The organism is Streptomyces sp. bgisy027, from assembly GCF_057710365.1.
Genome location: NZ_JBYIVZ010000048.1, coordinates 23,557 through 49,905, shown reverse-complemented (window position 1 = coordinate 49,905; position 26,349 = coordinate 23,557). Strand labels below are relative to the sequence as shown.

Here is a 26,349-nt window from a genome sequence, read left to right as displayed (position 1 = left end):
TATTGGAGCCGGCGGTGGTGATGGGCCGCCGGTGGTCGCGAGGAGGACTGCGGTGAGCGAGACGAGCCCCAAGCTGCGCGCCGAGCTGGAGGGTATCCCCACCTACAAGCCGGGCAAGCCCGCCGCGGCCGGTGGTCCGGTGGCCTACAAGCTGTCCTCCAACGAGAACCCCTATCCGCCGCTGCCGGGCGTGATGGAGTCCGTCACGGCGGCCGCCTCGTCGTTCAACCGCTACCCGGACATGATGTGCACGGGGCTGATGAACGAGCTGTCCGAGCGCTTCGGTGTCCCGCTCTCCCACCTGGCCACCGGCACCGGCTCGGTCGGTGTCGCCCAGCAGCTGATCCAGGCCACCGCCGGCCCCGGCGACGAGGTCATCTACGCCTGGCGGTCCTTCGAGGCGTACCCGATCATCACGCAGGTCAGCGGTGCCGCCTCCGTGCAGGTGCCGCTGACGTCGGACGAGGTGCACGACCTGGACGCTATGGCCGCCGCCATCACCGACCGCACCAGGCTGATCTTCGTCTGCAACCCGAACAACCCGACGGGCACGGTCGTGAAGCGGGCCGAGCTGGAGCGGTTCCTCGACCGGGTGCCGAGCGATGTCCTGGTGGTGCTGGACGAGGCGTACCGCGAGTTCATCCGTGACCCCGAGGTGCCGGACGGCGTGGAGATCTACCGCGAGCGGCCGAACGTCTGCGTCCTGCGGACCTTCTCCAAGGCGTACGGCCTCGCCGGTCTGCGCGTCGGTTTCGCGATCGCCCATGAGCCGGTCGCGGCGGCCCTGCGCAAGACGGCCGTGCCCTTCGGAGTGAGCCAGCTCGCGCAGGACGCGGCCATCGCCTCGCTGCAGGCCGAGGACGAACTGCTCGGCCGGGTCGGGTCGCTGGTCTGTGAGCGCAACCGTGTGGGCGAGGGGCTGCGGGCCCAGGGGTGGACGGTGCCCGAGACCCAGGCCAACTTCGTGTGGCTGCGGCTGGGGGAGCGCACGGTCGCCTTCGCCCAGGCGTGTGAGCAGGCGGGCGTGGTGATCCGGCCGTTCCCGGGCGAGGGTGTGCGGGTGACGATCGGAGAGGCCGAGGCGAACGACATCTTCCTGAAGGTGGCGGAAGGGTTTCGCAAGGAGCTCTAGGTGTTCTGTCCCGGGCACGATCGGCCGGCCGCGGGTCCTGCGCGGGTTCTCCGCGGGTTCGCTGGCTGGCCGCGGGTTCCGCTCGGGTTCGCCGGCCGGCCGCGGGTTCCATGCGGGCATGATCGGCTGGCTGCGGGTTCTCCGAGGGTTCGCCGGCTGGCCGCGGGCTCGCCGGGCGGCCGCGGGTCCTACGCGGGCACGATCGGGCGGCCGCGGGTTCCACGTCGGCGCGGTCAGGCGTCGACCAGTTCCACGCGGACGGGGTCCCCGTCGCGGACCGTCGCCAGCAGGCGGGGGTCGCCGTCGAGGCGGCCCAGGACGTTGCACGGGCTCGCGAGGCGGCACTCTTCGCCTCGCGAGATCGGGGTGGGGCCGTAGGGAAGGGCCAGCGCGTCGCCGTCGGTCCAGAAGGCGACTGTGCCAGGCTCGACCACCTGTCGTGCGCCCGTTTCACGTGAAACGGACACTCCTGTGTCGAAGTACACCTCCTCGCCCCAAGTGCGAGCGGTGGAGCTGAGAGGGAGGGCCTTGCCGAGGGCTTGCGTGGTCGGGGTGTCGTCGAGGATCGCGGTGAGGTTGCCCGAGGGCCAGGAGATCCGTATCCGAAGCGGTGGCTGTGGCTGCATGCAGGCGATTCAACAATATGTTGAATTTCCCGCCAAGGGGTTGGTCCGAACGAGGGACCCCCCGTGAGGGCCTGGAATGTCCGTGCTGCATAATTGCTTGTGAATGTGAACGCTTTCACAAGCGTATGTAAGGAGCAGCGACGTGGACCTGGCTTTGGCGCCGGAGACCCTGGCGCGATGGCAGTTCGGCATCACCACCGTCTACCACTTCCTGTTCGTCCCTCTGACGATCTCGCTGGCCGCCCTCACGGCCGGGTTGCAGACCGCCTGGGTACGCACGGAGAAGGAGAAGTACCTCAGGGCAACGAAGTTCTGGGGGAAGCTCTTCCTGATCAACATCGCGATGGGTGTCGTCACCGGCATCGTCCAGGAGTTCCAGTTCGGCATGAACTGGTCCGACTACTCCCGCTTCGTCGGCGACGTCTTCGGCGCTCCGCTGGCCTTCGAGGCGCTGATCGCCTTCTTCTTCGAGTCCACCTTCATCGGTCTGTGGATCTTCGGCTGGGACAAGCTGCCGAAGAAGATCCACCTGGCCTGCATGTGGATGGTCTCCATCGGCACGATCCTGTCGGCCTACTTCATCCTGGCGGCCAACTCCTGGATGCAGCACCCCGTCGGCTACCGGATCAACGAGGCGCGGGGACGGGCCGAACTCACCGATTTCTGGCTGGTACTGACCCAGAACACCGCGCTCGCGCAGGCCTTCCACACGCTGTCGGCGGCCTTCCTCACCGGCGGCGCGTTCATGGTCGGCATCTCCGCCTTCCACCTGATGCGCAAGAAGCACATCCGTGAGATGAAGACCTCGCTGCGGCTCGGCCTGGTCACCGTCGCCGTCGGCGGCCTGCTCACCGCCGTCAGCGGTGACACGCTCGGCAAGATCATGTACGAGCAGCAGCCGATGAAGATGGCCGCGGCCGAGGCCCTGTGGGACGGCGAGGAGCCGGCGCCCTTCTCGATCTTCGCCGTCGGTGACGTCGACAAGGGCCACAACAAGGTCGCCATAGAGATCCCCGGCCTGCTGTCCTTCCTGGCCAAGGACGACTTCACCTCGTACGTCCCCGGCATCAACGACGTCAACAAGGCCGAGCAGGAGAAGTACGGTCCCGGTGACTACCGGCCCAACATCCCCGTCGCCTACTGGGGCTTCCGCTGGATGATCGGCTTCGGCATGGCCTCGCTCGCCGTCGGAGTGGCCGGACTCTGGCTGACCCGCAAGAAGTTCATGCTGCCGCAGCACCTGCGGGTCGGTGAGGACGAGGTGCCCCATCTGGTGCTGCTCCCGAAGAAGGCGCTCGGCCCGAAGCTGACCAAGTGGTACTGGCGCATCGCGATCTGGACCCTGGCCTTCCCTCTGATCGCCAACTCCTGGGGCTGGATCTTCACCGAGATGGGCCGCCAGCCGTGGGTCGTCTACGGCGTCCTGCGGACCCGCGACGCGGTCTCCCCCGGCGTCTCGCAGGGCGAGGTCCTCACCTCGATGATCGTCTTCACCGCGCTGTACGCCATCCTCGCCGTCGTCGAGGTCAAGCTCCTCGCGAAGTACGTCAAGGCCGGCCCGCCCGAGCTGACGGAGGCCGACCTGAACCCGCCCACGAAGATCGGCGGCGACTCGGTTGACGCCGACAAGCCGATGGCCTTCTCGTACTAGGCCGAGGGAGCTGCACAGTCATGGAACTTCACGACGTCTGGTTCGTCCTGATCGCCGTCCTGTGGATCGGCTATTTCTTCCTGGAGGGCTTCGACTTCGGGGTCGGCGTCCTCACCAGGCTGCTGGCCCGCGACCGGCCCGAGCGGCGGGTGCTGATCAACACCATCGGCCCCGTCTGGGACGGCAACGAGGTGTGGCTGCTCACGGCGGGCGGCGCCACCTTCGCCGCCTTCCCCGAGTGGTACGCCACGCTCTTCTCCGGCTTCTATCTGCCGCTGCTGCTCATCCTGGTCTGCCTGATCGTCCGGGGTGTCGCCTTCGAGTACCGGGCGAAGCGGCCCGAGGAGAAGTGGCAGCGCAACTGGGAACAGGCCATCTTCTGGTGCTCGCTGCTCCCGGCGTTCCTGTGGGGCGTGGCCTTCGCCAACATCGTGCGGGGCGTGAAGATCGACCAGAGCAATGAGTACGTCGGCAACGTCCTCGACCTGCTCAACCCGTACGCGCTCCTGGGCGGTCTGGTGACGCTGTCGCTGTTCACCTTCCACGGCGCGGTGTTCACCGCGCTCAAGACCGTGGGGGAGATCCGGGAGCGGGCACGGAAGCTGGCGCTGTGGCTCGGTCTCGCGACCGCCGTGGTGGCCGCGGTCTTCCTGCTCTGGACGCAGGTCGACAACGGTGACGGGCAGAGCCTGGCCGCGCTGATCGTGGCGGTCGTGGCGCTGGTCGCGGCTGTGGCGGCGAACCAGGCCGGGCGTGAGGGATGGTCGTTCGCCTTCTCGGGCGTCACCATCGTGGCGGCCGTGGCGATGCTCTTCCTGACGCTGTTCCCCAACGTCATGCCGTCCTCGCTCAATGAGGACTGGAGCCTCACGGTCAGCAATGCCTCGTCGAGCCCCTACACCCTGAAGATCATGACCTGGTGCGCGGTGATCGCCACGCCGATCGTGATGCTCTACCAGGGCTGGACCTACTGGGTCTTCCGCAAGCGGATCGGTACGCATCACATCGCTGAGACCGTGCACTGAGGTGTGTTTCACGTGAAACCAATCGACCCGCGTCTCCTCCGGTACGCCCGCGCCACCCGCCTCTTCCTGATCGCGGTCGTCGGCCTGGGTGTCGTCGGGGCGGTACTGGTCATCGCGCAGGCGATGCTCATCGCCGAGGCGGTGGTGGGGGCGTTCCAGCAGGGCATGTCCGCCGCTGAACTGCGCACTCCCCTGCTGCTGTTGGTGGCGGTCGCGGTCGGCCGTGCGGTGGTCGCCTGGCTCACCGAGCTGGCCGCCCATCGCGCGAGCGCGGCGGTGAAGTCGGAGCTGCGGGGGCGGCTGCTGGAGCGTTCCGCAGAGCTGGGCCCCGGGTGGCTCGGCGGACAGCGGACCGGGTCGCTGGTCGCCCTCGCCACCCGCGGTGTCGACGCCCTCGACGACTACTTCTCGCGCTATCTGCCGCAGTTGGGCCTCGCGGTCGTCGTGCCGATCGCGGTGCTGGCGCGGATCGTGACCGAGGACTGGGTGTCGGCGGCCATCATCGTCGGCACGCTGCCGCTCATCCCGGTCTTCATGATGCTGATCGGCTGGGCGACCCAGTCACGGATGGACCGTCAGTGGCGGCTGCTGTCGCGGCTGTCCGGGCACTTCCTGGACGTCGTCGCCGGCCTGCCGACGCTGAAGGTGTTCGGCCGGGCCAAGGCGCAGGCCGACTCGATCCGGCGGATCACCGGCGAGTACCGCAGGGCGACCATGCGCACCCTGCGGATCGCCTTCATCTCCTCCTTCGCGCTGGAGCTGCTCTCGACGCTCTCGGTGGCCCTGGTGGCCGTCACGATCGGCATGCGGCTCGTCCACGGCGAGATGCATCTGTACGACGGCCTCGTCGTCCTCGTGCTGGCACCCGAGGCCTATCTGCCGCTGCGGCAGGTGGGCGCCCAGTACCACGCGGCGGCCGAGGGGCTCTCCGTGGCGGAGGAGATCTTCGAGGTGCTGCAGACACCGGTGCCGGCGTCCGGGACCGTGGCGGTGCCGACCGGTGGGGTGTCGTTCGAGGGGGTCTCCGTCCGCTACCCCGGCCGCACGGCCGACGCGGTGGCGGACGTGTCCTTCGCCGTCGAGCCCGGGGAGACGATCGCGCTCGTCGGGCCGAGCGGCGCGGGCAAGTCGACGCTGCTCAACGTGCTGCTGGGGTTCGTGCGGCCGACCAGTGGGCGGGTGCTGGTCGGGGGAGCCGATCTCACCGGACTCGACCTGGCGGAGTGGCGCTCGCGCATCGCCTGGGTGCCGCAGCGGCCGCATCTGTACGCCGGGACCATCGCCGAGAACGTACGGCTGGCGCGTCCCGACGCCGACGACGCTTCCGTGCGGCGGGCGCTGGCGGACGCCGGAGCGCTGGAGTTCGTGGACGCGCTGCCCGAGGGCGTCGACACCGTGCTGGGCGAGGACGGGACCGGGTTGTCCGCGGGGCAGCGGCAGCGGCTCGCGCTGGCCCGGGCGTTCCTCGCGGACCGGCCCGTCCTGCTGCTGGACGAGCCGACGGCCGCGCTCGACGGGGCCACCGAGGCCGAGGTCGTCGAGGCCGTGCGCCGGCTCGCCGTCGGGCGGACGGTGCTGCTGGTCGTGCACCGGCCGGCGCTGCTGGGGGTGGCGGACCGCGTGGTGCGGCTCGCCGAGGCCGCGACGGCCGACCGGGCGGAAGCCCTGCCCAAGGGCGAGACGCCCCTCTCCCGTCGGTACGAGGGCGGCGAAGCGCACGGAGAGCCTGCTGCCGCCGAGACCGAAGACGTGCCGCTCACGACGGGCACGCGTGGTGCCCTCGCCCGCGTCCGTGCCATGTCCGGCCCCCGACGCGGCCGGCTCGCCCTGGCGCTGCTGCTCGGGAGCCTCGCGCTCGGCAGCGCCGTCGGGCTCATGGCCACCTCAGGGTGGCTGATCTCGCGGGCCTCGCAGCAGCCGCCCGTGCTGTATCTGATGGTGGCCGTGACGGCGACGCGGGCCTTCGGCATCGGGCGGGCCGTGTTCCGGTACGCCGAGCGCCTGGTGTCGCACGACGCGGTGCTGCGCATGCTGGCCGACACGCGGGTCGCCGTGTACCGGCGGCTGGAACGGCTGGCGCCCGCAGGGCTGCGCCGCGCCCGACGGGGCGACCTGCTGTCGAGGCTCGTCGCCGATGTGGACGCGCTTCAGGACTACTGGCTGCGCTGGCTGTTGCCCGCGGCCGCCGCGACGGTCGTGTCCGCCGGCGCCGTCGGCTTCACGGCCTGGCTGCTGCCGGAGGCCGGTGCGGTGCTCGCGGCGGGGCTGCTGGCGGCCGGGCTCGGCGTCCCGCTCGTCACGGGTGCCGTCGCCCGCCGCGCCGAGCGCAGGCTGGCCCCCGCCCGCGGAGTCCTCGCGACACGCGTCACGGATCTCCTCACCGGCACCGCGGAACTGACCGTCGCAGGAGCGCTGCCCAGCCGCACGGCCGAGGCTCGCCGGGCCGACGGGACGCTCACCCGGATCGCCTCGCGGGCCGCCACCGCGACCGCGCTCGGCGACGGGCTCACCGCGCTGATCTCCGGCCTCACCGTCGCCGCGACCGCTCTCGTGGGCGCCCAGGCGGTCGTGGACGGGCGGCTGAGCGGTGTGACGATGGCTGTCGTCGTCCTCACCCCGCTCGCCGCCTTCGAGGCGGTCCTGGGGCTGCCGCTCGCCGTGCAGTACCGCCAGCGGGTGCGCAGGAGCGCCGAGCGGGTCCACGAGGTCCTGGACGCACCCGAGGCGGTACGGGAACCGGAGCACCCCCGGCAGGCGCCCGCATCGCCCTTCCCGGTCGCCGTCAAGGGCCTGACCGCCCGTCACGCGGGGCAGGACCGGGACGCGCTCGCCGGTCTCGACCTGACCCTGGAGGAGGGCCGCCGGATCGCCGTCGTAGGACCGTCCGGGTCCGGCAAGACGACGCTGGCGCAGGCACTGCTGCGCTTCCTGGACACGGACGCGGGCTCGTACACGCTCGGCGGCGTCGACGCCCACGCGCTGGACGGCGACGACGTACGGCGGCTGGTCGGGCTGTGCGCGCAGGACGCGCACCTCTTCGACAGCTCCGTGCGCGAGAACCTGCTCCTCGCCAGGAAGGACGCCACCGAGGCCGACCTGCGTGACGCCCTTTGCCGTGCGCGGCTGCTGGACTGGGCCGACGGTCTGCCCGACGGGCTGGACACGCTCGTGGGCGAGCACGGGGCGCGGCTGTCGGGCGGTCAGCGGCAGCGGCTCGCTCTGGCCCGCGCGCTGCTCGCCGACTTCCCCGTCCTCGTGCTCGACGAGCCCGCCGAGCACCTGGACCTCCCGACCGCCGACGCCCTCACCGCCGACCTGCTCGCGGCCACCGAGGGCCGTACGACGCTGCTCATCACCCACCGACTGGCCGGCCTGGAGGCCGTGGACGAGGTGGTCGTGCTGGACGAGGGGCGCGTGGTGCAGCGGGGCGCGTTCGCGGAGCTGGCCGCCGCGGACGGGCCGTTGCGGGCGATGGTGGAGCGGGAGGAAGCGGCCGACCTGTTGGTAGGGGCGCTCTAGCCCGCGGATCCTCCCGGCGCGTGAGGTGCGCACTGGACCGTCCGCGTCAATTGTCCCCCCGGGTGTACGACCTGAACGAGGCCCCGGCGCGACTTGCGGGTCAGGATCGCTGACATGCGCTCACATCGCTGTCGCCTTGAGGTCGTTCCGGCGCTGCTGTGCGCGCTCGCGCTCCTCGTGGCCAGGCCCGCGGACGCCGTCGCCGACGACTCGGACACCCATGGCGGCAGCGGCCTCGGCCTCAGCGCCCAAGTGGTGAAGCTGTACGAGGACGTGGCGCGGGCGACGAAGCGGTACGAGGCCGGGCGGCAGGAGGCCGCGGGGCATCGGGCGCAGGCGCAGCGGATCGAGGGGCTGCTGGACCGCGAGCGGCGGGAGATCGGCGCCCTGCGCGAGGACCTGGGCCGGATCGCTCGCGCCCAGTACCGCACCAGCGGCGGGATGCCGCTCACCGCGCAGCTCATCCTCGCGTCGAGCCCGGAGCAGCTGATGCGCGGTCAGCATGTGTTCTCGCAGACGAACATGGCCGTCAACAACGCCATCGAGAAGAGCCGTCGCGCCGAGAACCAGCTCGCCAAGGACGAGGCCAAGGCCGCGGCGGCCTGGCACGGCCTGGAGAAGCGCAACGCCGCACTCGCCGAGCTGAAGAGCGGCATCGAGCAGAAGCTGGAGGAGGCGCGGTGGGAGTTGCAGGGGCAGGCCGATTCCTTCGTGGCCGCCGGTTCCTGCCCAGGTGCCGTGCGACTCGACCAAGGGGAGACGGAGTTCGACGGCGCGTGGGCGACGCCGGTGGAGACGTACGAGCTGTCCGCCTCGTTCGGCAGCGGCGGCTCGCGGTGGGCCAACCGGCACACCGGGCAGGACTTCGCGGTGCCGATCGGCACGCCGGTGCGTGCGGCCGGGGACGGGCGCGTGGCCAAGGTGTCGTGCGGCGGGGCGTTCGGCATGCAGGTCGTCGTCCAGCACACGGACGGTTACTACACGCAGTACGCCCATCTCGCCTCCGTCGCCGTCGACCAGGGCGACCGCGTCGACACCGCGCAGTGGATCGGCCAGTCCGGCACCAGCGGCAACTCCACCGGCCCGCACCTGCACTTCGAGGTGCGGATCACCCCGGAGATGGGCTCGGCGGTGGATCCCGCGCCGTGGCTGGCGGACCGGGGAGCGCCGCTGGGCTAGGGCCGGCAGCCTGTCCGGTGGATCGTGCCGCCCGGTTGGTGCCACGGGCCCGCCCGGTGGATCGCGCCGCCCGGCCGGCGCCAGGGGCCCGCGTGGATCATGCCGGTCGGGCTAGCCGCGCTCGGCCAGCATCCGCTCGATGACGACCGCGACCCCGTCCTCGTTGTTGGCGACGGTCCGTCCCGAAGCGGCGGCGACGACGTCCGGGTGGGCGTTGCCCATCGCGTACGACCGGCCCGCCCACGTCAGCATCTCGACGTCGTTGGGCATGTCCCCGAAGGCCACGACCTCCTCGTGCGAGATGCCGCGCTCGGCACAGCACAGGGCCAGTGTGCTCGCCTTGGAGACGCCGGGGCCGCTGATCTCCAGCAGGGCGCTGGGGCTGGAGCGGGTGACATTGGCGCGGTCGCCGATGGCGAGGCGGGCCAGGGTGAGGAAGGCGTCGGGGTTGAGCGTGGGGTGGTAGGCGAGGATCTTGAGCACGGGCTCACCGGCACCGGGGGCGTCCGGCGCCAGAAGGTCCTCGGCCGGCGCGAGTTCGTCCGGTATCTCCATGTGCAGCTTGGGATAGTACGGCTCCTGGTAGAAGCCGTACGTCTGCTCCACCGCGTACACCGTGCCCGGCGCCGAGTCCCGCAGCAGTCCTACGGCGTCCAGCGCGTTCTCCCGCGCCAGTTCCCGCACCTTCACGAACCGGTGGGTACCGGGGCCGCCGTGCAGGTCGACCACGGCGGCGCCGTTGCCGCAGATCGCCAGGCCATGGCCGTGCACATGGTCGCTGACGACGTCCATCCAGCGGGCGGGGCGGCCGGTGACGAAGAACACCTCGATGCCCGCCTCCTCCGCGGCGGCCAGCGCGGCGACCGTACGCGGGGAGACGGACTTGTCGTCCCGCAGCAGGGTGCCGTCCAGGTCGGTGGCGATGAGCCGCGGGCGCACGGCGGCGTCCGGGTTCTGGGGCTGTCGAGTCGCTGAGGTCACCGCGTCATTCTCCCGCATATGCCTGCACGGTCGTGCGGCAGTCCGCACATCTGAGGTGGTCCCTGAGGAGATCCCGCCCCTGAGGAGACCGCCGGCAGCGCCCTCACCAGCACTGTCGCGCCCGAGTCAGGCACCGCGGCCGTCATGCTCACCGCAGCTGTGCCGCCGCTTCCATGGCGATCTGCTCGAAGACCTTCTCGTCGGCCGCGAAGTCCGAGTCGGGGATCGGCCAGTGGACCACGATCTCGGTGAATCCCAGCTCCTGGTGGCGCCCCGCGAAGTCCACGAACGCATCGAGAGACTCCAGCACACGGCAGCGTTCCGGGGTGAATCCGGTGAGCAGCACCTTGTCGAGGCCGGCCACGTCCCGGCCGATGACGGCGCAGGCGTCGGACAGCTTCTCGACCTGCCCGCGAATGGCTTGAAACGACTGCTCGGGGCTGCCGCCCTCGCTCACCTTCGGGTCGCCCGTGGTCACCCAGGCCTGCCCGTACTGCGCCGCCAGCCGCAGCCCGCGCGGTCCGGTCGCGGCCACCGCGAAGGGCAGCCGGGGCCGCTGCACACAGCCCGGGATGTTGCGGGCCTCGTGGGCCGAGTAGAAGTCGCCCTGGTAGGAGACCGAGTCCTCGGAGAGCAGGCGGTCCAGCAGCGTGACGAACTCGGCGAAGCGGTCGGCACGCTCACGCGGCGTCCAGGGCTCCTGGGCCAGCGTGGTGGCGTCGAAGCCGGTGCCGCCGGCGCCGATGCCGAGCGTGATCCGGCCGCCCGAGACGTCGTCCAGGGAGATCAGTTCCTTGGCAAGGGTCACCGGGTGCCGGAAGTTCGGCGAGGTCACAAGGGTGCCCAGCCGCAGTTGGTCGGTCACGGCCGCGGCGGCGGTCAGTGTCGGCACGGCACCGAACCACGGGCCGTCCCGGAAGCTGCGCCAGGACAGGTGGTCGTAGGTGTACGCGGCGTGGAAACCGAGCTGCTCCGCGCGCTGCCATGCTGTGCGACCCCCTTCGGACCAGCGGCGGTACGGGAGGATCACGGTGCTCAGGCGCAGACTCATGAGTCGAGCGTATGCGGCCGAATGGGTTTCACGTGAAACGGTCACCGCACGCGGCTGCTCAGCCACGGAGTGAGGGTGATCATCGGCATGAACTCGCGATGGGCCCGGTCGCCCGGCAGTGGCACGATCAGGAAGTGGCCCGGCGGGAAGCGGCGCGCCTTGACGTGGGCGAGGCCGTCGTAGAGGGAGCGCAGGAAGGCGGGCACGTCGTCGCGCGGAACATCGGGGCACTCGACGCCCTCGACGGTGATCAGCGCATCGTCCTCCGGGAAGAGCCGCACGCTCACCCGGGGCGAGCCGCCCAGATCGATGTACGCCTCGTGGGGCAGGGAGCCGTCCGGGTCCATGGTGGTGCCGACGCCGGCGGCGCTGCGCCGGGAGGTCCGGTCGGCTCCGATGTCATGGCTCACCTCGATCTCGCGGCCGTATTCGGAGGCGAGGGCGCGGAGCGCGGTGACGGCGGACTCGGTGGTGGGAAATTGGTCCATACCACTGATCATGCCCCACAGGCGGTCCCAGGAGGGTCAGTGCGGCTCCGGAAAGCGCAGGTACTGCGGCGGCACGGCCTTCGTCAGCCACACCCCGTTCGCGCTGACGTGGAAGACATGGCCGTCGCGGTGCATGGCGCCGGTGTCCACGGAGAGCACCACGGGGCGACCGCGGCGGGCGCCGACCCGGGTCGCGGTCTCGCGGTCGGCCGAGAGGTGCACGTCGTGCCGGTTCATCGGCCTGAGTCCCTCGCGGCGGATGGCGTCCAGGCTGCGGTCCACGGAGCCGTGGTAGAGGTACGGCGGCGGAGTCGCCGGGGGCAGTCCGAGGTCCACTTCGACACTGTGCCCCTGGCTGGCCCGGATCCGGGTGCCCTCGATCGCGAAGCGTTTCTTGTCGTTGGCGGCGACCACGTGGTCCAGCTCTTCCCGGGTGAACCGGAATCCGTGCGCGCTCGCGGCGGCGATCAGCGTGTCGATCTCGACCCAGCCGCCCTCGTCGAGGACCAGTCCGATGCGCTGGGGCTGGTGGCGCAGGTGCTTCGAGAGGTACTTCGACACCTTCACGGTGCGTCTTTCGTCCATGGCGACAGCCTGCCGGGCGCGAGCGGAATCACGCGAATGATTTCGTCCTCAAGGTTTGATCCACAACCAAGTGCGGTTATCCACAGGGGAATTGGCGATTCTGTGGACAACGAGCGGTCGCTTCAAGGGGTTTCGTCAAGATCATCTGATGGACTGTGATTTGCGGCGAGTCGATCCAAGGACCGTGCCCGCACCTCCCGTTCGGCGGCCAGTGTGATGAAGTCTGCGGCCTGCTCCGGACCAACCAGGGCTTCCACGGCCCGCATTGTCTCGGCCGGAATCGCCACATTTCGATCAATTTTCAGGATGTCCGGCTTCTCGCCGGCACCCAGGTGCTGCCGCAGGTGCCGCCCCGCCAACAGACGCATCGCACGGGCGAGTTCCGCGTCCATCGTGTGCTGCGCGAGCGGGCGCAGCCGTCGGACGAGCGAGGCCGCCTCGGCCGCTTCGGCCTCCGTCGGACGGTGCGGTCCGTCGAGGTAGCGGGCGAAGACGTGTTCGGTGGTGAACTCCAGGAAACGGGCGGCGATGTGCTCGACCTGTCCCCTCAACTCCCGCAGGTGGCCCGAGATCGCGGAGAGGGGCACGCCCGCGGCGTGCAACTCGACGGCCACGGCCAGCTCTTGGGGGCTCGGCACGACGAACGAGTCCTCGTCACCAGGTACCGGCTCCAGGACGCCGAGCTCCACGGCATCGGCCACGGCCGCGTCGTCCGGAGCTCCGCCGAAGCGCTCGTTCAACTCGGCGCGGGAGATCCGCACGGCCTCCTCGTCGCTCCACGGCCCGTCCACCTCGGCCGCCAGCCCGAGCACTCCGCCCAGGCCGCGGCCGGCGTCCCAGGCCTCCAGGAGCTCCTTGATGGAGGCCAGGGTGTAGCCGCGGTCGAGGAGGTCGGCGATCTGGCGCAGCCGGACGAGATGGGCGTCGGAGTAGAGGTTGGCGCGGCCCCGGCGCTCGGGGCGGGGGAGCAGGCCCCGGTCCTGGTAGGCGCGGATGGTGCGGACGGTGGCACCGCTGCGGTGCGCCAGGTCCTCGATCCGGTAGGTCTTGTCCACGTCAGGCCACCTCCGCCCGCAGTCGTACTCGTTCCGTCGCCGACCGCCGACCGCCGACCGCCGACCGCCGACCGCCGACCGCCGACTGCCTACCGACAGCCACACACCGCCGCCGACCGCCCGCCGCCTACCGACAGCCACACACCGCCCACCGCCGACGCCGACCGCCGCCGACGGCCACACACCGCCGCCGACCGACAGCCACACACCGCCGGCCGCCGACGCCGACCGCCCCCGACCGACCACCGCCCACGCTGACCGACGCCGACTGACCGCCGCCCACCGACAGTCACCCACCGCCGACCGACCGTCGGCAGGCCCGCGAGCCGGTCTCCGCACCGCACCGCCCCGCACCGGCCCGCTCGTCCGTCATGCTCAACGACCTTTCACGGGTCGACCCGACGGCCCGCTCCCCCACGAACCCCGCGCCCCCTGCCCGCAGTTCCGCACGCGCAGTTCCGCACGCGCAGTTCCGCACCCGCCCGTTACAACGGCGGCTCCAGCCGCGCGATCCTGCGCAACGCCCTCGGTGTGAACCGCGACATCAGATACGCCCCGCGCGCCTCCGGCGTCACCGGCACGACGGCCTCGCCGCGCACCACCGCCCGCAGGATCGCGTCGGCCACCTTCTCCGGCGGATAGTTCCGCAGCCCGTACAGCCGCGCGGACCTCTGCCGGCGCCGCTTCTCCTCCTCGGCGTCGACGCCGGCGAAGTGCGCGGTCGAGGTGATGTTGGTGTTGACCAGGCCCGGGCATATCGCCGTGACGCCGATGCCCTGCCCCGCGAGCTCCGCGCGCAGACACTCGCTCAGCATCAGCACGGCCGCCTTGGAGGTGCTGTAGGCGGGCAGTGCCTTGGAGGGCTGGTAGGCCGCGGCCGACGCGGTGTTGACGATGTGGCCGCCCTGCCCGCGCTCGGCCATCTGCTTGCCGAAGAGCCGGCAGCCGTGGATGACACCCCACAGATTGACGTCGAGGACCTTCTTCCAGTCCTCGGGCGTGGTGTCGAAGAAGGACCCCGCCAGACCGATCCCGGCGTTGTTCACGAGCACGTCCACCACGCCGTACTCGGCGGCCACGCGCGCGGCGAGCTTCTCCATGGCCTGCTCGTCGGAGACATCGACCGTCTCCGCCCACGCCTCGGGCGCCCCGATCAGCCGGGACATCTCGGCGGTACGGCTCGCGGACTCCGCGTCCCGGTCGACGGCCACCACGCGCGCGCCGGCCTCGGCGAACGCGTACACCGTCGCCCGCCCGATGCCGCTGCCCGCGCCGGTGACCAGCACGAGCTGCCCGCCGAAGCGGTCGGCGTACTTCCCGGTCGCCGTCACTCCCGCCGGCCGCCCGCCCTCGACGGACGTCACGAACTCCGAGATCCAGGACACCAGTTGGTCGGGCCGGGTGCGCGGTATCCAGTGCTTCGCCGACAGCGTGCGCCGGGTCAGCTGCGGAACCCACAGCTCCAGGTCGTCGTAGAGCCTCTCCGACAGGAACGCGTCCCCGAGGGGCGTGATGAGCTGCACGGGTGCGTGCGCGTACGCGTCCTGGCGCGGTCGGGTCAGCCGCGACCGTACGTTGTCGCGGTACAGCCAAGCCCCGCGTGCCGCGTCCGTCGGCAGGGACGGGGTCGGGTAGTCGCCGCCGGGCACCTGCTCCACGCGCTCCAGGATGCGCGGCCAGCGCTTGCCGAGGGGACCCCGCCAGGCCAGCTCGGGCAGCACGGGTGTGTGCAGCAGATACACGTACCAGGACTTGGCGCCCTGGCCGAGCAGCTGGCCCACGCGGCGCGGGGTGGGGCGCTTGACGCGCTGGTTGATCCAGTGCCCGAAGTGGTCCAGGGACGGCCCCGACATCGAGGTGAAGGAGGCGATCCGGCCCTCGGTGCGCTTGACCGTGGCGAACTCCCAGGACTGCACCGAGCCCCAGTCGTGCCCGACCAGGTGCACGGGCCGGTCCGGGCTGACCGCGTCCGCGACGGCGAGGAAGTCGTCCGTCAGCTTCTCCAGCGTGAACCCACCCCGCAGCGGCTGCGGCGGCGTGGACCGGCCGTGGCCGCGGACGTCGTACAGCACGACGTGGAAGCGGTCGGCCAGGCGCGGGGCGACCTCGGACCACACCTCCTTGCTGTCCGGGTAGCCGTGCACCAGGATCACCGTCGGCTGCCCGGGGTCGCCCAGTTCGGCGACGCACAGCTCGACGCCGCCGGTCCGTACGACGCGCTCGCGCGCGCCCTGAAGAGTCAACGGCACCGTCACTTCTCCTCCGCCCAGCGCCGCACGTGCGGCAGATCGTCGTCCAGCCAGAAGGCGCTCTGCTCGGGGTCCGCGGAGTCGGTGACGACCAGGATCTCCTCGAACTTCGCGCCGGTGCCCCGGAAACCGAGGTGGGGTTCGACCGCCCACAGGCCCGGCTGCGGCGGGTGGTCGGAGAAGCGGTACGGCGACCACAGCGGGGACCAGCCCTCGCGGTGACCGTGCAGCGCGTCGCTGGCCAGGCCCTTCAGGGACTGGGTGCCGAACCCGAACACATGCGCCGACCAGCGGCGTTCCGCGACCCGGTCGACCTTGTGTGCGATCACGCCGAAGGGATAGGCGCGGTGCCGGTTGGCGTAGCCCTGGCAGACCATGAGCCGGTCCACGTCCTCGTAGATCTCCCGCAGCGGCCGCCGTTCGCGCACCTCGTGCAGGATCAGCTCCCGGTGCGCCTCCAGGTCGGCCATCAGCTTGTCCTGGACCGGGTTGATGCCGAGCGAGCCGGAGTAGCCGATGTCGGCGGTGCAGCCCTCGTACACGGGGGCCATGTCCAGGATGAACGGCATCCCGGGCTCCAGACGGCGGTTGGTGGGGAAGAACTGCAACGGGATCCGGAAGTCCACGAACGCCGTGCGGTCCCCGAACCAGGCGAAGGGCAGATGGAACCAGTCGCGGACGCCGCGCTCACGCAGCCACTCCCGCTGCATGCGCGCCGCCTCGCGCTCGGTGATGCCCGGCTCCAGCCGCGCCGCGACGGCCTCCGCGCACTCGTACGCCAGCCGCTGGACCCTTCTGAACCCCTGCAGCTCCGCGGATGCCACCGGTCGCTCGCCTGAAACCGCCGTAGCCATGCCACCGCCCACCTGTCCACACCGACTGCGGTACGTGTCCGTAACTTGACACCGGTGAATGTGACAGTTGTTAGAGGCTGCGTCAATAGGGCTGCCGAAGGCTGTGGAAAACCCCCATGATGTGGAAAACCGGGACGGCGTTGTTCGACCTCAGGGTGACCCCTAGGGCCCCGTAGTCCTGGAGGTTGACTTCAAGACAGCTCTGCGGGGTGACGTCCGGCGTGGTCCGTGTCACTACCTTCGTGGTGTGACTGTGATCGCGACCGAAAGCCTGAGCAAGCGGTTCCCCCGGGTGACCGCGCTTGACCGGCTGACCATGGACATCGGGCCCGGGGTGACCGGACTCGTCGGAGCCAATGGAGCCGGCAAGTCCACCATGATCAAGATCCTGCTGGGTCTGTCCCCCGCCACCGAGGGCCGTGCCGAAGTGCTCGGACTCGACGTCGCCACCAAGGGCGGCGCCATCCGCGAGCGGGTCGGGTACATGCCGGAGCACGACTGCCTGCCGCCCGACGTCTCGGCCACCGAGTTCGTCGTGCACATGGCCCGGATGTCCGGACTGCCGCCCACCGCCGCGCGCGAGCGCACCGCGGACACGCTGCGCCACGTCGGCCTGTACGAGGAGCGCTACCGCCCCATCGGCGGCTACTCGACCGGCATGAAGCAGCGCGTGAAGCTGGCGCAGGCCCTGGTGCACGACCCGCAGCTGGTGTTCCTCGACGAGCCGACCAACGGCCTCGACCCGGTCGGCCGGGACGAGATGCTCGGCCTGATCCGGCGCATCCACACCGACTTCGGCATCTCGGTCCTGGTCACCTCGCACCTGCTGGGCGAGCTGGAGCGCACCTGCGACCACGTCGTCGTCATCGACGGCGGCAAGCTCCTGCGCTCCAGCTCCACCACCGACTTCACCCAGACCACGACGACCCTCGCCATCGAGGTCACCGACAGCGACGACCACCCCGACGGCACCCGCGCGGTGCGCGACGCGCTCCACGCGCGCGGGGTGGACGTCCACGACGGCAGCGGCGGCCTGCCCGGCGCCGGCCACATCCTGCTGCTCACCGCGCAGGGCGAGGAGACCTACGACCTGGTGCGTGACGTGGTCGCCGACCTCGGGCTCGGCCTGGTGCGCATGGAACAGCGCCGGCACCACATCTCGGAGGTCTTCACCGACGGGGAGCAGGGCACCGACACCGGCGAACAGCGGAAGGAGGCCGTCGGCCATGGCAATTGAGCAGCCCGTAGCCGCGAAGACGGGTGACCAGACCCGGATCCACAACATCGGCTACCGCAACTACGACGGCCCCCGCCTCGGCCGCTCCTACGCGACCCGCTCGCTGTACTCGCAGTCCCTGCGCGGCGCCTACGGCCTCGGCCGCTCGGTGAAGTCCAAGGTGCTGCCGATGCTGCTGTTCGTGGTGATGTGCGTGCCCGCGGCCATCATGGTCGCCGTCGCGGTCGCCACCAAGGCCAAGGACCTGCCCGTCGACTACACGCGCTACGCGATCATCATGCAGGCCGTGATCAGCCTGTACGTCGCCTCGCAGGCACCCCAGTCCGTCTCCCGGGACCTGCGCTTCAAGACCGTGCCGCTGTACTTCTCGCGGCCGATCGAGACCGCCGACTACGTCCGGGCGAAGTTCGCGGCGCTGGCCTCCGCGCTGTTCATCCTCACCGCGGCTCCCCTGCTGGTGCTCTACGTGGGCGCGTTGCTGGCCAAGCTGGACTTCGCCGACCAGACCAAGGGATTCGCGCAGGGACTCGTCTCCGTGACACTGCTCTCACTGCTGTTCGCCGGCATCGGCCTGGTCATCGCGTCCGTCACACCGCGCCGCGGCTTCGGTATCGCCGCCGTGATCGCCGTGATGACCATCTCCTACGGAGCCGTCTCCACGCTCCAGGCCATCGCCGACGCGCAGTCCATCGACGGCGGGGGCAGCTCGGGCGCCATCGCCTGGATCGGCCTCTTCTCGCCGGTCACGCTCATCGACGGTGTGCAGTCCGCCTTCCTCGGCGCGACCTCCGCCTTCCCCGGCGGCGTGGGCCCGTCGAACGGCGAGGGCGTGGTGTACGTCCTCGCCGTCGTCGGCCTCATTGCTTCCAGCTACGGCCTCTTGATGCGCCGCTACAAGAAGGTGGGACTTTGAACCCTCCCCCTCACGAACGAGGAGGATTCCTGGCTCACGCCGCTCGGCCGCTCAGCGAGCGATCGAGTCTCACACGATCGACACCAGCCGGGTTGGAACCAGCCCGGTTCCCCAATGGAATGGAGGGTGCTGTGCTGGCTTGGTTCTCGCTCAGCACGCCGCGTGCGTACTGCAGTTCCGGGCCCTGCCGCGCCCAAAACCGGAATGTTCGGAGGTTCGGGTGACCACGCTCCAGATCGACCACGTCTCCCGCTGGTTCGGCAACGTGGTCGCCGTCAACGACATCACCATGACGATCGGCCCCGGCGTCACCGGCCTCCTCGGCCCCAACGGTGCCGGAAAGTCCACCCTCATCAACATGATGGGCGGCTTCCTGGCCCCCTCCACCGGCACCGTCACCCTCGACGGGCAGCAGGTGTGGCGCAACGAGTCGATCTACCGGCACATCGGCATCGTCCCCGAGCGCGAGGCGATGTACGACTTCCTCACCGGCCGCGAATTCGTGGTCGCCAACGCCGAGTTGCACGGCCTGGGCGACAAGGCCGCCCAGAAGGCGCTGGCCACGGTCGAGATGGAGTACGCGCAGGACCGCAAGATCCAGACGTACTCCAAGGGCATGCGCCAGCGTGTGAAGATGGCGAGCGCCCTGGTGCACGACCCCTCGCTGCTGCTGCTCGACGAGCCCTTCAACGGCATGGACCCGCGTCAGCGCATGCAGTTGATGGACCTGCTGCGGAGGATGGGCGACGAGGGCCGCACGGTGCTGTTCTCCTCCCACATCCTCGAAGAGGTCGAGCAACTCGCCCGGCACATCGAGGTGGTGGTCGCCGGACGGCACGCGGCCAGCGGTGACTTCCGCAAGATCCGCCGCCTGATGACCGACCGCCCGCACCGCTACCTGGTGCGCTCCAGCGACGACCGCACCCTGGCGGCCGCGCTGATCGCCGACCCGTCGACGTCCGGCATCGAGGTCGACCTCGCCGAGGGCGCGATGCACGTCCAGGCCGTAGACTTCGGCCGCTTCACCACGCTGCTGCCGAGGGTGGCGCGCGACCACGGCATCCGCCTGCTCACGGTCTCGCCGTCCGACGAGTCCCTCGAGTCCGTCTTCTCGTATCTGGTCGCGGCGTAGGAGGCCGAAGATGTACGACCCCACAGTCGCCAGGCTCACCTACCGAGCCCTGCTCGGCCGCCGCCGGGCCTTCATCCTGGGCGCGCTGCCCGTGCTGCTCATCGCGATCTCGGTCGTGGTGCGCGCGCTCGCCGGAGCCGACGACCAGACCGCGTCCGACCTGCTCGGCGGGCTGGCGCTGGCCACCATGGTGCCGATCATCGGCGTCATCGCCGGTACCGGCGCGATCGGGCCGGAGATCGACGACGGCTCGGTGGTGTACCTGCTGTCCAAGCCGCTGAAGCGGCCGACGATCATCTTCACCAAGCTGATCGTGGCGATCGCCGTGACGATGGTGTTCTCGGCGCTGCCCACCTTCATCGCCGGCTACATCCTCAACGGCAACGGCCAGCAGATCGCCGTCGCCTACACGGTCGCCGCGCTGGTCGCCTCCATCGCCTACGCCGCGATCTTCCTGCTGCTGGGCACCGTGTCCCGGCATGCGGTGGTCTTCGGTCTGGTGTACGCGCTCGTCTGGGAGGCCCTGTTCGGCTCCCTGGTCGAGGGCGCGCGCACGCTGAGCGTCCAGCAGTGGTCGCTGGCGGTGGCGCAGAAGGTGGCCGGCGGAGACATGGTCACGTCCGACGTCGGTCTGACGACGGCCACGGTCCTGCTCGCGGTGGTCACCGTGCTCGCGACCTGGTACGCGGGCCAGAAGCTGCGGTCCCTGACGCTCGCCGGCGAGGAGTGAGCGACCGGGGAGAGGGAAGCGGGGGGAGAGGAAGCGGGGCGTAAAGGAGCGGGCCCCTGAGCGGGCCCGCTCTTGACGGAGGCTTCACCCGGGTCCGGGCACACTGGGCGAACGGGGTGCACTGCACGAACTGGAGGACGGGGATGGCAGGCGGCAGGTCACAGCACGATGATCGCGAACAGTCCGGCGACGACACCTGGGACGACCTGGTCCTGGACGACGACTTCATTCGCGCCGCCGAGACTGCGGAACCCTCCGCCCGGGCCCGGATGCTGGCCGAGCGCTGGCGCCGGGAGGAGCCCGAACCCCAGCCGTGGCGCTCCGACGAACCGCCCGCGGGGTGGTTCTTCAGCAAGGCGCGACGACGCAAGTGGCGTCGCAGGTAGGAGGCGTGAGACGCCGTTCCCGGACCCTTTATTCGGTGGCGCCCAACTCGGCGTACAGGCACAGTGGTGATGTCCACATCGCCGGACGGTGAGTCCGGCGCCACGTTCTGGGAGAGGAGCCGGACGATGTCCATGCACGGCAGTACGTCCAGCTCCCGTCAGGGCAGTCGGCGGCGGACTTCGGGGTAATCCCTACTCCTCCGTAGAGTCCGAACCGCACGGGGAACTGCCCGGGGCGGCCGCTTCGAGCACGCGATGTCGCTCTCGCGTGGGCCGCCCACCCGGAGGATTGGCCGAGTGGTAAGGCACTGGCTTGCTAAGCCATGGTCGGGCTGGAAAGCCCGCGCACGTTCGATCCGTGCATCCTCCGCAATACGCTGCCACCGGTGCTGAGCCGTTGTGCAGCGGCCGAGCCCGCCGAGCAGCGACCCGGCGACGGCGCAGTCCTAGATCCACTTCTGAAACGCACCCTAGGGCAGCCCTAGGCGCCCAGCAACCGCTCCAGCACCACCGCGATCCCGTCCTCCTCGTTGGAGGAGGTCACCTCGTCGGCCACCGCCTTGAGTTCCTCGTGGGCGTTGGCCATGGCCACGCTCCTCGCCGACCAGGCGAACATCGGGATGTCGTTGGGCATGTCGCCGAAGGCGATCGTGTCCGCCGCCTTCAGGCCCAGGCGCCGGGCCGCCAGGGACAGGCCGGTCGCCTTGGACAGGCCTGGGGGGAGGAGTTCCACGATGCCCTCGCCCGCCATCGCCACCGTGACGAAACCGCCCGCGGCCCGGCGAGCGGCCTGTGCCAGCTCGTCGTCCGTCAGCTCCGGATGCTGTATGTAGATCTTGTTCAGCGGGGCGGTCCACAGATCCGACGCGTCCGTGAAGGGGGTCGACGGAAGCGACCCCGTGACCGCGTAGCCGGGGCCCACCAGGACCTCGCCGTCCAGGCCGTCACGGCTCGCCGCGAGGAACAGCGGGCCGACCTCCGCCTCGATCTTGGCCAGTGCCACGCCCGCCAGCTGGCGGTCCAGGGTCACCGACGTCAGCAGGCGGTGCTCCCCGGCGTCGTACACCTGTGCTCCCTGGCCGCACACGGCGAGGCCGTTGTAGCCGAGGTCGTCGAGGATGTGCCGCGTCCAGGGGACGGCACGGCCGGTGACGACGATGTGCGCGGCACCGGCCCGAGTGGCCGCGGCGAGAGCGTCACGGGTGCGCCGGGAGACCGACTCGTCGGAGCGCAGGAGCGTTCCGTCGAGGTCGGTCGCGATCAGCCGGTGGGGGAAGGCCCCGGAGGGAGACGCAGTGCTCACTTCGTGACCGGTTCCAGGACCTCACGGCCGCCCAGGTACGGGCGCAGCACCTCGGGCACCCGGACGGAGCCGTCGGCCTGCTGGTGGTTCTCCAGGATCGCCACGATGGTGCGCGGGACGGCACACAGCGTGCCGTTCAGCGTCGCCAGCGGCTGCACCTTCTTGCCGTCGCGCATGCGCACGGACAGCCGGCGCGCCTGGAAGCCGTCGCAGTTGGACGCCGAGGTCAGCTCGCGGTACTTGCCCTGGGTCGGGATCCACGCCTCGCAGTCGTACTTGCGGGAGGCCGACGCGCCCAGGTCGCCCGAGGCCACGTCGATGACCTGGAAGGGCAGCTCGAGGCCGGTGAGCCACTGCTTCTCCCACTCCAGGAGCCGCTTGTGCTCGTCCTCCGCGTCCTCGGGGGCGACGTAGGAGAACATCTCGACCTTGTCGAACTGGTGCACGCGGAAGATGCCGCGGGTGTCCTTGCCGTAGGTGCCGGCCTCGCGGCGGAAGCAGGGCGAGAAGCCCGCGTAGCGCAGCGGCAGCTTGTCCGCGTCGAGGATCTCGTCCATGTGGTACGCGGCGAGCGGGACCTCGGAGGTGCCGACCAGGTAGTAGTCGTCCTTCTCCAGGTGGTAGACGTTCTCCGCGGCCTGGCCGAGGAAGCCGGTGCCCTCCATGGCGCGCGGGCGGACCAGCGCGGGGGTCAGCATCGGGATGAAGCCGGCCTCGGTGGCCTGCGCGATCGCCGCGTTGACCAGCGCCAGTTCCAGCAGGGCGCCGATGCCGGTGAGGTAGTAGAAGCGGGAGCCGGACACCTTGGCGCCGCGCTCGACGTCGATGGCGCCCAGCGCCTCGCCGAGCTCCAGGTGGTCCCTGGGCTCGAAGCCCTCGGCGCCGAAGTCGCGGATGGTGCCGTGCGTCTCCAGGACGACGAAGTCCTCCTCGCCGCCCACGGGGACGTCGGGGTGGACGAGGTTGCCGAGCTGCGCCACGAGGCGCTTGGTCTCCTCGTCGGCGTCGTTCTGCGCGGCCTCGGCGGCCTTGACGTCGGCCTTGAGCTGCTCCGCCTTCTTCAGGAGCTCGACGCGCTCCTCGGGAGAGGCCTTGGGGATGAGCTTGCCGAGCGACTTCTGCTCGGAACGCAGCTCGTCGAAGCGGACGCCGGACGACCTGCGCCGCTCGTCGGCAGACAGGAGGGCGTCGACGAGCGCGACGTCCTCTCCACGGGCGCGCTGCGAGGCGCGCACTCGGTCGGGGTCCTCACGAAGCAGGCGAAGGTCAATCACGCGCTCAAGGCTACCGGGGCGGGGTGACAGCCCACGACCCGCTATTCCGAACCGCGGCTTACGTTCCGTTATGGGGGAATTGCGAGGTGTGTCAATAAAAGGCGTCTCACTCCCTGGAACGGGTAAGGCGCGCGGCTCCCGGTTGACTCGATTCCCTTGTGGAGAACGGGACTTGGGCCTCGGTTGTCCACAGGGATCCCCAGCCCTCGAAGAGTTATCCACAGGCTGTGTGGATGAACTGTGGATGCCGGAATTGATCACTCCGTAACTCGGTGATCAAGTCGAGGATTCCCAGGACAAACCCTCCCCACCCGCACTTTCGAGTGGAAAACGGTCGTCCCAAAGGATTGCCCAAAGGAAAAGAGTGGACGAAGGGTGACTTGCGCGTCGGTGGACTCCGGGGCGGTCTGGGGAGCGATTTGTCGACAGAGTCACCCCCGCTTATCGACTTGTCCCCAGGTCGAGATGCGCACCTGTGGATAACCTCTGTGGATAACGATGATCGAAAGGTAGTACGGGCTGGAAACCCGCACGGAAGCGGCCCCGGAGCAGCGGGGGAACCGCTCAGAACCGCCCGTCCTGGCAGCGCGCCACCCAGTCCGCCGCCGACACGAACGCCTCGTCCGACGTCCCGAGGCGCGGCCGCTCCGCATCCCCCGGCTTGATGTCCGCACGCGGATACGAACCCAGGAAGCGCACCTCCAGGCAGATCCGCTTGAGCCCCATCAGCGCCTCGGCCACCCGGCGGTCCGAGATGTGGCCCTCGGCGTCGATGCAGAAGCAGTAGTTGCCGATGCCCGCGCCGGTCGGCCGGGACTGGAGCAGCATCAGGTTGATGCCACGCGTGGCGAACTCACCCAGGAGATCGCGCAGTCCACCGGGGTGGTCGTCGCGCTGCCACAGCACGACGGACGTCTTGTCCGCACCGGACGGAGCGGCGGGCCGTGCGGGCCGGCCCACCAGCACGAACCGGGTCTGGGCGTTCTCCGCGTCGTGGATCCCGGTCTCCAGGGCCTCCAGGCCGTACAGCGCGGCGGCGAACTCGCCGGCGAAGGCCGCGTCGTACTGGCCCTCCTGGACCAGCCGGGCGGCGTCCGCGTTCGACGCGGCCGACTCCCAGTGGGCGTCGGGGAGGTTGTTCTTGAGCCAGTTGCGCACCTGGGGCTGGGCGGCCGGGTGCGCGGAGACCGTCTTGATGTCGGAGAGCTTCGTGCCCGGCCTGACCAGCAGCGCGAAGGTGATCGACAGCAGCACCTCGCGGTAGATCATCAACGGCGCGCCCGCGACCAGCTCGTCGAGCGTGGTCGTGATGCCGCCCTCGACGGAGTTCTCGATCGGTACGAACGCGGCCTCGGCCTCGCCGACGCGCACCGCGTCCAAGGCGGACTGCACGGACACGTAGGGGATCAGTTCCCGGGTCGCGGCCTCGGGAAGCGTCCGCAGGGCGGCCTCGGTGAAGGTGCCCTCCGGGCCGAGATAGGCATAGCTCGCTGGCATGACCTCACCCTAATGGCCCCTACCGAACCCGGCGCACGCCTCTTGCCCCCGCGCCACTCCTCAGGGCGACCTCGCTGTCGTACGGCTGTGCCGGACCCGCACGGTCCTCCCGACCCGTCATCCCTCCAGCAACCGCTGCCCCACGTACTCCCCCTCCGCCGCGCCGCCCGGCACCGCGAACAGGCCGCTGGACTCGTGACGGATGTACTGCGACAGGGCGTCGCCCCGGTCGAGCTTGCGCTGGACGGTGACGAAGCCGCGCAGCGGGTCGGCCTGCCAGCACACGAAGAGCAGGCCCGCGTCGGGCACACCGTCCGCGCCGATGCCGTCGTGGTACGAGAACGGGCGCCGCAGCATCGCCGCCCCGCCGTTCTGGTCGGGCCGGGTGATACGGGCATGGGCGTTGATGGGGACGACCAGATCCCCCGCCCTGTCCGTCTTCTCCAGGTCCATCTCGGTCGTCTCCGTGCCGCCCGACAGCGGCGCCCCGTCGGACTTGCGGCGCCCGATGACCTCCTCCTGCGCCTTGACCGAGAGCTGCTCCCAGTCGTCGAGGAGCATGCGGATACGGCGTACGACGGCGTAGGAGCCGTTCGCCATCCAGGCAGGGTCCTTCGAGCCGGACTGCGGCACGAAGATCCGCCGGTCGAAGTCTGCCTCGGCCGGCTTGGGATTGCGCGTGCCGTCCATCTGGCCCATCAGATTGCGGGCCGTCATCGGATGCGAGGTGGCACCCGGCGAGCGGTTGAAGCCGTTCATCTGCCAGCGCACCTTGGCGGCGTTGCCCGCGTCCTTCTGGATCGCGCGCAGGGCGTGAAAGGCGACCAACGCGTCATCGGCACCGATCTGCACCCACAGATCGCCGTTGCTGCGCGCCTTGTCGAGCTGGTCGGAGGAGAAGTCGGGCAGCGGGTCCAGGGCGACGGGCCGCTGCTTCTCCAGGCCGGTCCGCGCGAAGAAGCCGAACCCGAAGCCGAAGGTGATCGTCAGCGAGGAGGGCCCGGCGTCCCGGGCGACATCCGTGTCGTCCTGCTGGGCCGCCTCGCCCGCCATCAGCCGCCGTGCCGTCTCCGACCAGCGGCGCAGCAACGCCGCCGCCTCCTTGCGGCCCGCGCCCGCCGCCAGGTCGAAGGCGACGAGGTGACCGCGTGCCTGGAGCCCCTGAAGGATGCCGGGCTGATGTTTCCCGTGAAACATCACCTGACCGGCCCCCAGCGAGGCGAGCGGTGTCGCCTCGGCGGGCCGGGCGGCGTACCCCACGGCCCCGCCCGCCGCGCCGAGCACCAGCCCGGTGGCACCGGCGGTCCCGAGCAGCCGCCGACGCGAAAGAACTCCCGCGCGGGAGGCGTCGTCGCCGGCGCCGCCATTGAGTGGGGTCTCGCCCTTGGGCGCCGCCGCGGGCGATGCCTTGGACGGCGCCTCGGACGCCGCCTTGCCCGCCCGCGGTGTGCGGGCCTCCGGAATGGACTGGTCAGCCATGGT

The 26,349-nt window shown here is 70.5% G+C and carries 22 protein-coding genes and 1 tRNA gene; 11 read left to right on the top strand and 12 right to left on the bottom strand.

Features of this window, described 5'->3' with window-relative positions:
• The first annotated feature begins 52 nt into the window (after nucleotides 1-52).
• On the top strand, nucleotides 53-1,132 hold the full coding sequence (gene hisC / locus AC3ETA_RS36665; protein WP_432197213.1) for a histidinol-phosphate transaminase: 1,080 nt from the start codon (nucleotides 53-55) through the stop codon (nucleotides 1,130-1,132).
• Between the two features lie 233 nt (nucleotides 1,133-1,365).
• On the opposite strand, the gene AC3ETA_RS36660 is transcribed toward hisC, so the two are convergent.
• Complete coding sequence (locus AC3ETA_RS36660; protein ID WP_432197212.1) at nucleotides 1,366-1,758, bottom strand: cyclophilin-like fold protein; 393 nt, start codon at nucleotides 1,756-1,758, stop codon at nucleotides 1,366-1,368.
• Between the two features lie 142 nt (nucleotides 1,759-1,900).
• On the opposite strand from AC3ETA_RS36660, the gene AC3ETA_RS36655 reads away from it, so the two are divergent.
• The 4 genes from AC3ETA_RS36655 to AC3ETA_RS36640 all read left to right on the top strand — a co-directional run bounded on the left by AC3ETA_RS36655 (nucleotide 1,901) and on the right by AC3ETA_RS36640 (nucleotide 9,132).
• Nucleotides 1,901-3,409, top strand: coding sequence for a cytochrome ubiquinol oxidase subunit I (locus AC3ETA_RS36655; protein WP_432197211.1), 1,509 nt, complete (start codon nucleotides 1,901-1,903; stop codon nucleotides 3,407-3,409).
• 20 nt (nucleotides 3,410-3,429) lie between these two features.
• Complete coding sequence (cydB, locus tag AC3ETA_RS36650; RefSeq protein ID WP_432197210.1) at nucleotides 3,430-4,434, top strand: cytochrome d ubiquinol oxidase subunit II; 1,005 nt, start codon at nucleotides 3,430-3,432, stop codon at nucleotides 4,432-4,434.
• A gap of 12 nt (nucleotides 4,435-4,446) precedes the next feature.
• Nucleotides 4,447-7,953, top strand: a complete 3,507-nt coding sequence (cydD, locus tag AC3ETA_RS36645; RefSeq protein WP_432197209.1) for a thiol reductant ABC exporter subunit CydD — start codon at nucleotides 4,447-4,449, stop codon at nucleotides 7,951-7,953.
• 114 nt (nucleotides 7,954-8,067) lie between these two features.
• Nucleotides 8,068-9,132 (top strand): M23 family metallopeptidase, encoded by a 1,065-nt coding sequence (locus AC3ETA_RS36640; protein WP_432197208.1) that lies wholly within the window; start codon nucleotides 8,068-8,070, stop codon nucleotides 9,130-9,132.
• A 111-nt stretch (nucleotides 9,133-9,243) separates the two neighbouring features.
• On the opposite strand, the gene AC3ETA_RS36635 is transcribed toward AC3ETA_RS36640, so the two are convergent.
• From AC3ETA_RS36635 to AC3ETA_RS36605, 7 genes are all read right to left on the bottom strand, one after another.
• Nucleotides 9,244-10,131, bottom strand: a complete 888-nt coding sequence (locus tag AC3ETA_RS36635; protein WP_432197207.1) for an HAD hydrolase family protein — start codon at nucleotides 10,129-10,131, stop codon at nucleotides 9,244-9,246.
• A 130-nt stretch (nucleotides 10,132-10,261) separates the two neighbouring features.
• Nucleotides 10,262-11,164, bottom strand: a complete 903-nt coding sequence (locus tag AC3ETA_RS36630) for an LLM class flavin-dependent oxidoreductase (protein ID WP_432197206.1) — start codon at nucleotides 11,162-11,164, stop codon at nucleotides 10,262-10,264.
• Nucleotides 11,165-11,205: 41 nt separating this feature from the next.
• On the bottom strand, nucleotides 11,206-11,652 hold the full coding sequence (locus AC3ETA_RS36625) for a hypothetical protein (RefSeq protein ID WP_432197205.1): 447 nt from the start codon (nucleotides 11,650-11,652) through the stop codon (nucleotides 11,206-11,208).
• Nucleotides 11,653-11,688: 36 nt separating this feature from the next.
• Complete coding sequence (locus tag AC3ETA_RS36620; protein WP_432197204.1) at nucleotides 11,689-12,237, bottom strand: RNA 2'-phosphotransferase; 549 nt, start codon at nucleotides 12,235-12,237, stop codon at nucleotides 11,689-11,691.
• A gap of 122 nt (nucleotides 12,238-12,359) precedes the next feature.
• Nucleotides 12,360-13,292, bottom strand: a complete 933-nt coding sequence (locus tag AC3ETA_RS36615; protein WP_432197203.1) for a MerR family transcriptional regulator — start codon at nucleotides 13,290-13,292, stop codon at nucleotides 12,360-12,362.
• Between the two features lie 485 nt (nucleotides 13,293-13,777).
• A complete protein-coding gene (locus AC3ETA_RS36610) occupies nucleotides 13,778-15,535 on the bottom strand; it encodes an SDR family oxidoreductase (RefSeq protein WP_432197232.1) in 1,758 nt (585 codons plus the stop codon).
• An 8-nt stretch (nucleotides 15,536-15,543) separates the two neighbouring features.
• Nucleotides 15,544-16,395, bottom strand: a complete 852-nt coding sequence (locus AC3ETA_RS36605) for a M24 family metallopeptidase (RefSeq protein WP_432197202.1) — start codon at nucleotides 16,393-16,395, stop codon at nucleotides 15,544-15,546.
• 253 nt (nucleotides 16,396-16,648) lie between these two features.
• Here AC3ETA_RS36605 and AC3ETA_RS36600 point away from each other — a divergent pair, with 253 nt between their 5' ends.
• The 6 genes from AC3ETA_RS36600 to AC3ETA_RS36575 all read left to right on the top strand — a co-directional run bounded on the left by AC3ETA_RS36600 (nucleotide 16,649) and on the right by AC3ETA_RS36575 (nucleotide 21,163).
• Nucleotides 16,649-17,632: an ABC transporter ATP-binding protein gene (locus tag AC3ETA_RS36600; RefSeq protein WP_432197231.1), complete on the top strand. Its 984-nt coding sequence runs from the start codon at nucleotides 16,649-16,651 to the stop codon at nucleotides 17,630-17,632.
• Nucleotides 17,622-18,545 carry an ABC transporter permease gene (locus AC3ETA_RS36595; RefSeq protein ID WP_432197201.1) on the top strand — a complete coding sequence of 308 codons (924 nt, stop codon included), beginning with the start codon at nucleotides 17,622-17,624 and terminating at the stop codon, nucleotides 18,543-18,545. The genes AC3ETA_RS36600 and AC3ETA_RS36595 overlap by 11 nt, the downstream gene beginning before the upstream one ends.
• Nucleotides 18,546-18,765: 220 nt before the next feature.
• On the top strand, nucleotides 18,766-19,677 hold the full coding sequence (locus AC3ETA_RS36590) for an ABC transporter ATP-binding protein (protein WP_432197200.1): 912 nt from the start codon (nucleotides 18,766-18,768) through the stop codon (nucleotides 19,675-19,677).
• 10 nt (nucleotides 19,678-19,687) lie between these two features.
• A complete protein-coding gene (locus tag AC3ETA_RS36585; protein ID WP_432197199.1) occupies nucleotides 19,688-20,407 on the top strand; it encodes an ABC transporter permease in 720 nt (239 codons plus the stop codon).
• 143 nt (nucleotides 20,408-20,550) lie between these two features.
• Nucleotides 20,551-20,793: an SGM_3592 family protein gene (locus AC3ETA_RS36580; RefSeq protein ID WP_432197198.1), complete on the top strand. Its 243-nt coding sequence runs from the start codon at nucleotides 20,551-20,553 to the stop codon at nucleotides 20,791-20,793.
• A 283-nt stretch (nucleotides 20,794-21,076) separates the two neighbouring features.
• A tRNA-Ser gene (locus AC3ETA_RS36575) sits at nucleotides 21,077-21,163 on the top strand.
• Between the two features lie 111 nt (nucleotides 21,164-21,274).
• Here AC3ETA_RS36575 and AC3ETA_RS36570 read toward each other — a convergent pair.
• The 4 genes from AC3ETA_RS36570 to efeB form a co-directional block, all read right to left on the bottom strand.
• Complete coding sequence (locus AC3ETA_RS36570) at nucleotides 21,275-22,096, bottom strand: HAD family hydrolase (RefSeq protein ID WP_432197197.1); 822 nt, start codon at nucleotides 22,094-22,096, stop codon at nucleotides 21,275-21,277.
• Entirely contained in the window at nucleotides 22,093-23,370 is a 1,278-nt protein-coding gene (gene serS, locus AC3ETA_RS36565) for a serine--tRNA ligase (RefSeq protein WP_432197196.1), read from the bottom strand. Before serS ends, AC3ETA_RS36570 begins: the two co-directional genes overlap by 4 nt.
• A gap of 564 nt (nucleotides 23,371-23,934) precedes the next feature.
• Nucleotides 23,935-24,867 (bottom strand): prephenate dehydratase, encoded by a 933-nt coding sequence (gene pheA, locus AC3ETA_RS36560; protein ID WP_432197195.1) that lies wholly within the window; start codon nucleotides 24,865-24,867, stop codon nucleotides 23,935-23,937.
• A gap of 117 nt (nucleotides 24,868-24,984) precedes the next feature.
• The gene (gene efeB / locus AC3ETA_RS36555) at nucleotides 24,985-26,346 is read right to left on the bottom strand and encodes an iron uptake transporter deferrochelatase/peroxidase subunit (RefSeq protein WP_432197194.1); all 1,362 of its coding nucleotides are present in this window, start codon (nucleotides 26,344-26,346) and stop codon (nucleotides 24,985-24,987) included.
• Between the last annotated feature and the right edge of the window lie 3 nt (nucleotides 26,347-26,349).

Bases quoted from the DNA above. Each gene is read 5' to 3' on its own strand.
- AC3ETA_RS36660 (WP_432197212.1), bottom strand. From the start codon at position 1,758: ATGCAGCCACAGCCACCGCTTCGGATACGGATCTCCTGGCCCTCGGGC.
- cydB (WP_432197210.1), top strand. From the start codon at position 3,430: ATGGAACTTCACGACGTCTGGTTCGTCCTGATCGCCGTCCTGTGGATC.
- AC3ETA_RS36640 (WP_432197208.1), top strand. From the start codon at position 8,068: ATGCGCTCACATCGCTGTCGCCTTGAGGTCGTTCCGGCGCTGCTGTGC.
- AC3ETA_RS36635 (WP_432197207.1), bottom strand. From the start codon at position 10,131: ATGCGGGAGAATGACGCGGTGACCTCAGCGACTCGACAGCCCCAGAAC.
- AC3ETA_RS36630 (WP_432197206.1), bottom strand. From the start codon at position 11,164: ATGAGTCTGCGCCTGAGCACCGTGATCCTCCCGTACCGCCGCTGGTCC.
- AC3ETA_RS36625 (WP_432197205.1), bottom strand. From the start codon at position 11,652: ATGGACCAATTTCCCACCACCGAGTCCGCCGTCACCGCGCTCCGCGCC.
- AC3ETA_RS36620 (WP_432197204.1), bottom strand. From the start codon at position 12,237: ATGGACGAAAGACGCACCGTGAAGGTGTCGAAGTACCTCTCGAAGCAC.
- AC3ETA_RS36605 (WP_432197202.1), bottom strand. From the start codon at position 16,395: ATGGCTACGGCGGTTTCAGGCGAGCGACCGGTGGCATCCGCGGAGCTG.
- AC3ETA_RS36595 (WP_432197201.1), top strand. From the start codon at position 17,622: ATGGCAATTGAGCAGCCCGTAGCCGCGAAGACGGGTGACCAGACCCGG.
- AC3ETA_RS36585 (WP_432197199.1), top strand. From the start codon at position 19,688: ATGTACGACCCCACAGTCGCCAGGCTCACCTACCGAGCCCTGCTCGGC.
- AC3ETA_RS36580 (WP_432197198.1), top strand. From the start codon at position 20,551: ATGGCAGGCGGCAGGTCACAGCACGATGATCGCGAACAGTCCGGCGAC.
- pheA (WP_432197195.1), bottom strand. From the start codon at position 24,867: ATGCCAGCGAGCTATGCCTATCTCGGCCCGGAGGGCACCTTCACCGAG.
- efeB (WP_432197194.1), bottom strand. From the start codon at position 26,346: ATGGCTGACCAGTCCATTCCGGAGGCCCGCACACCGCGGGCGGGCAAG.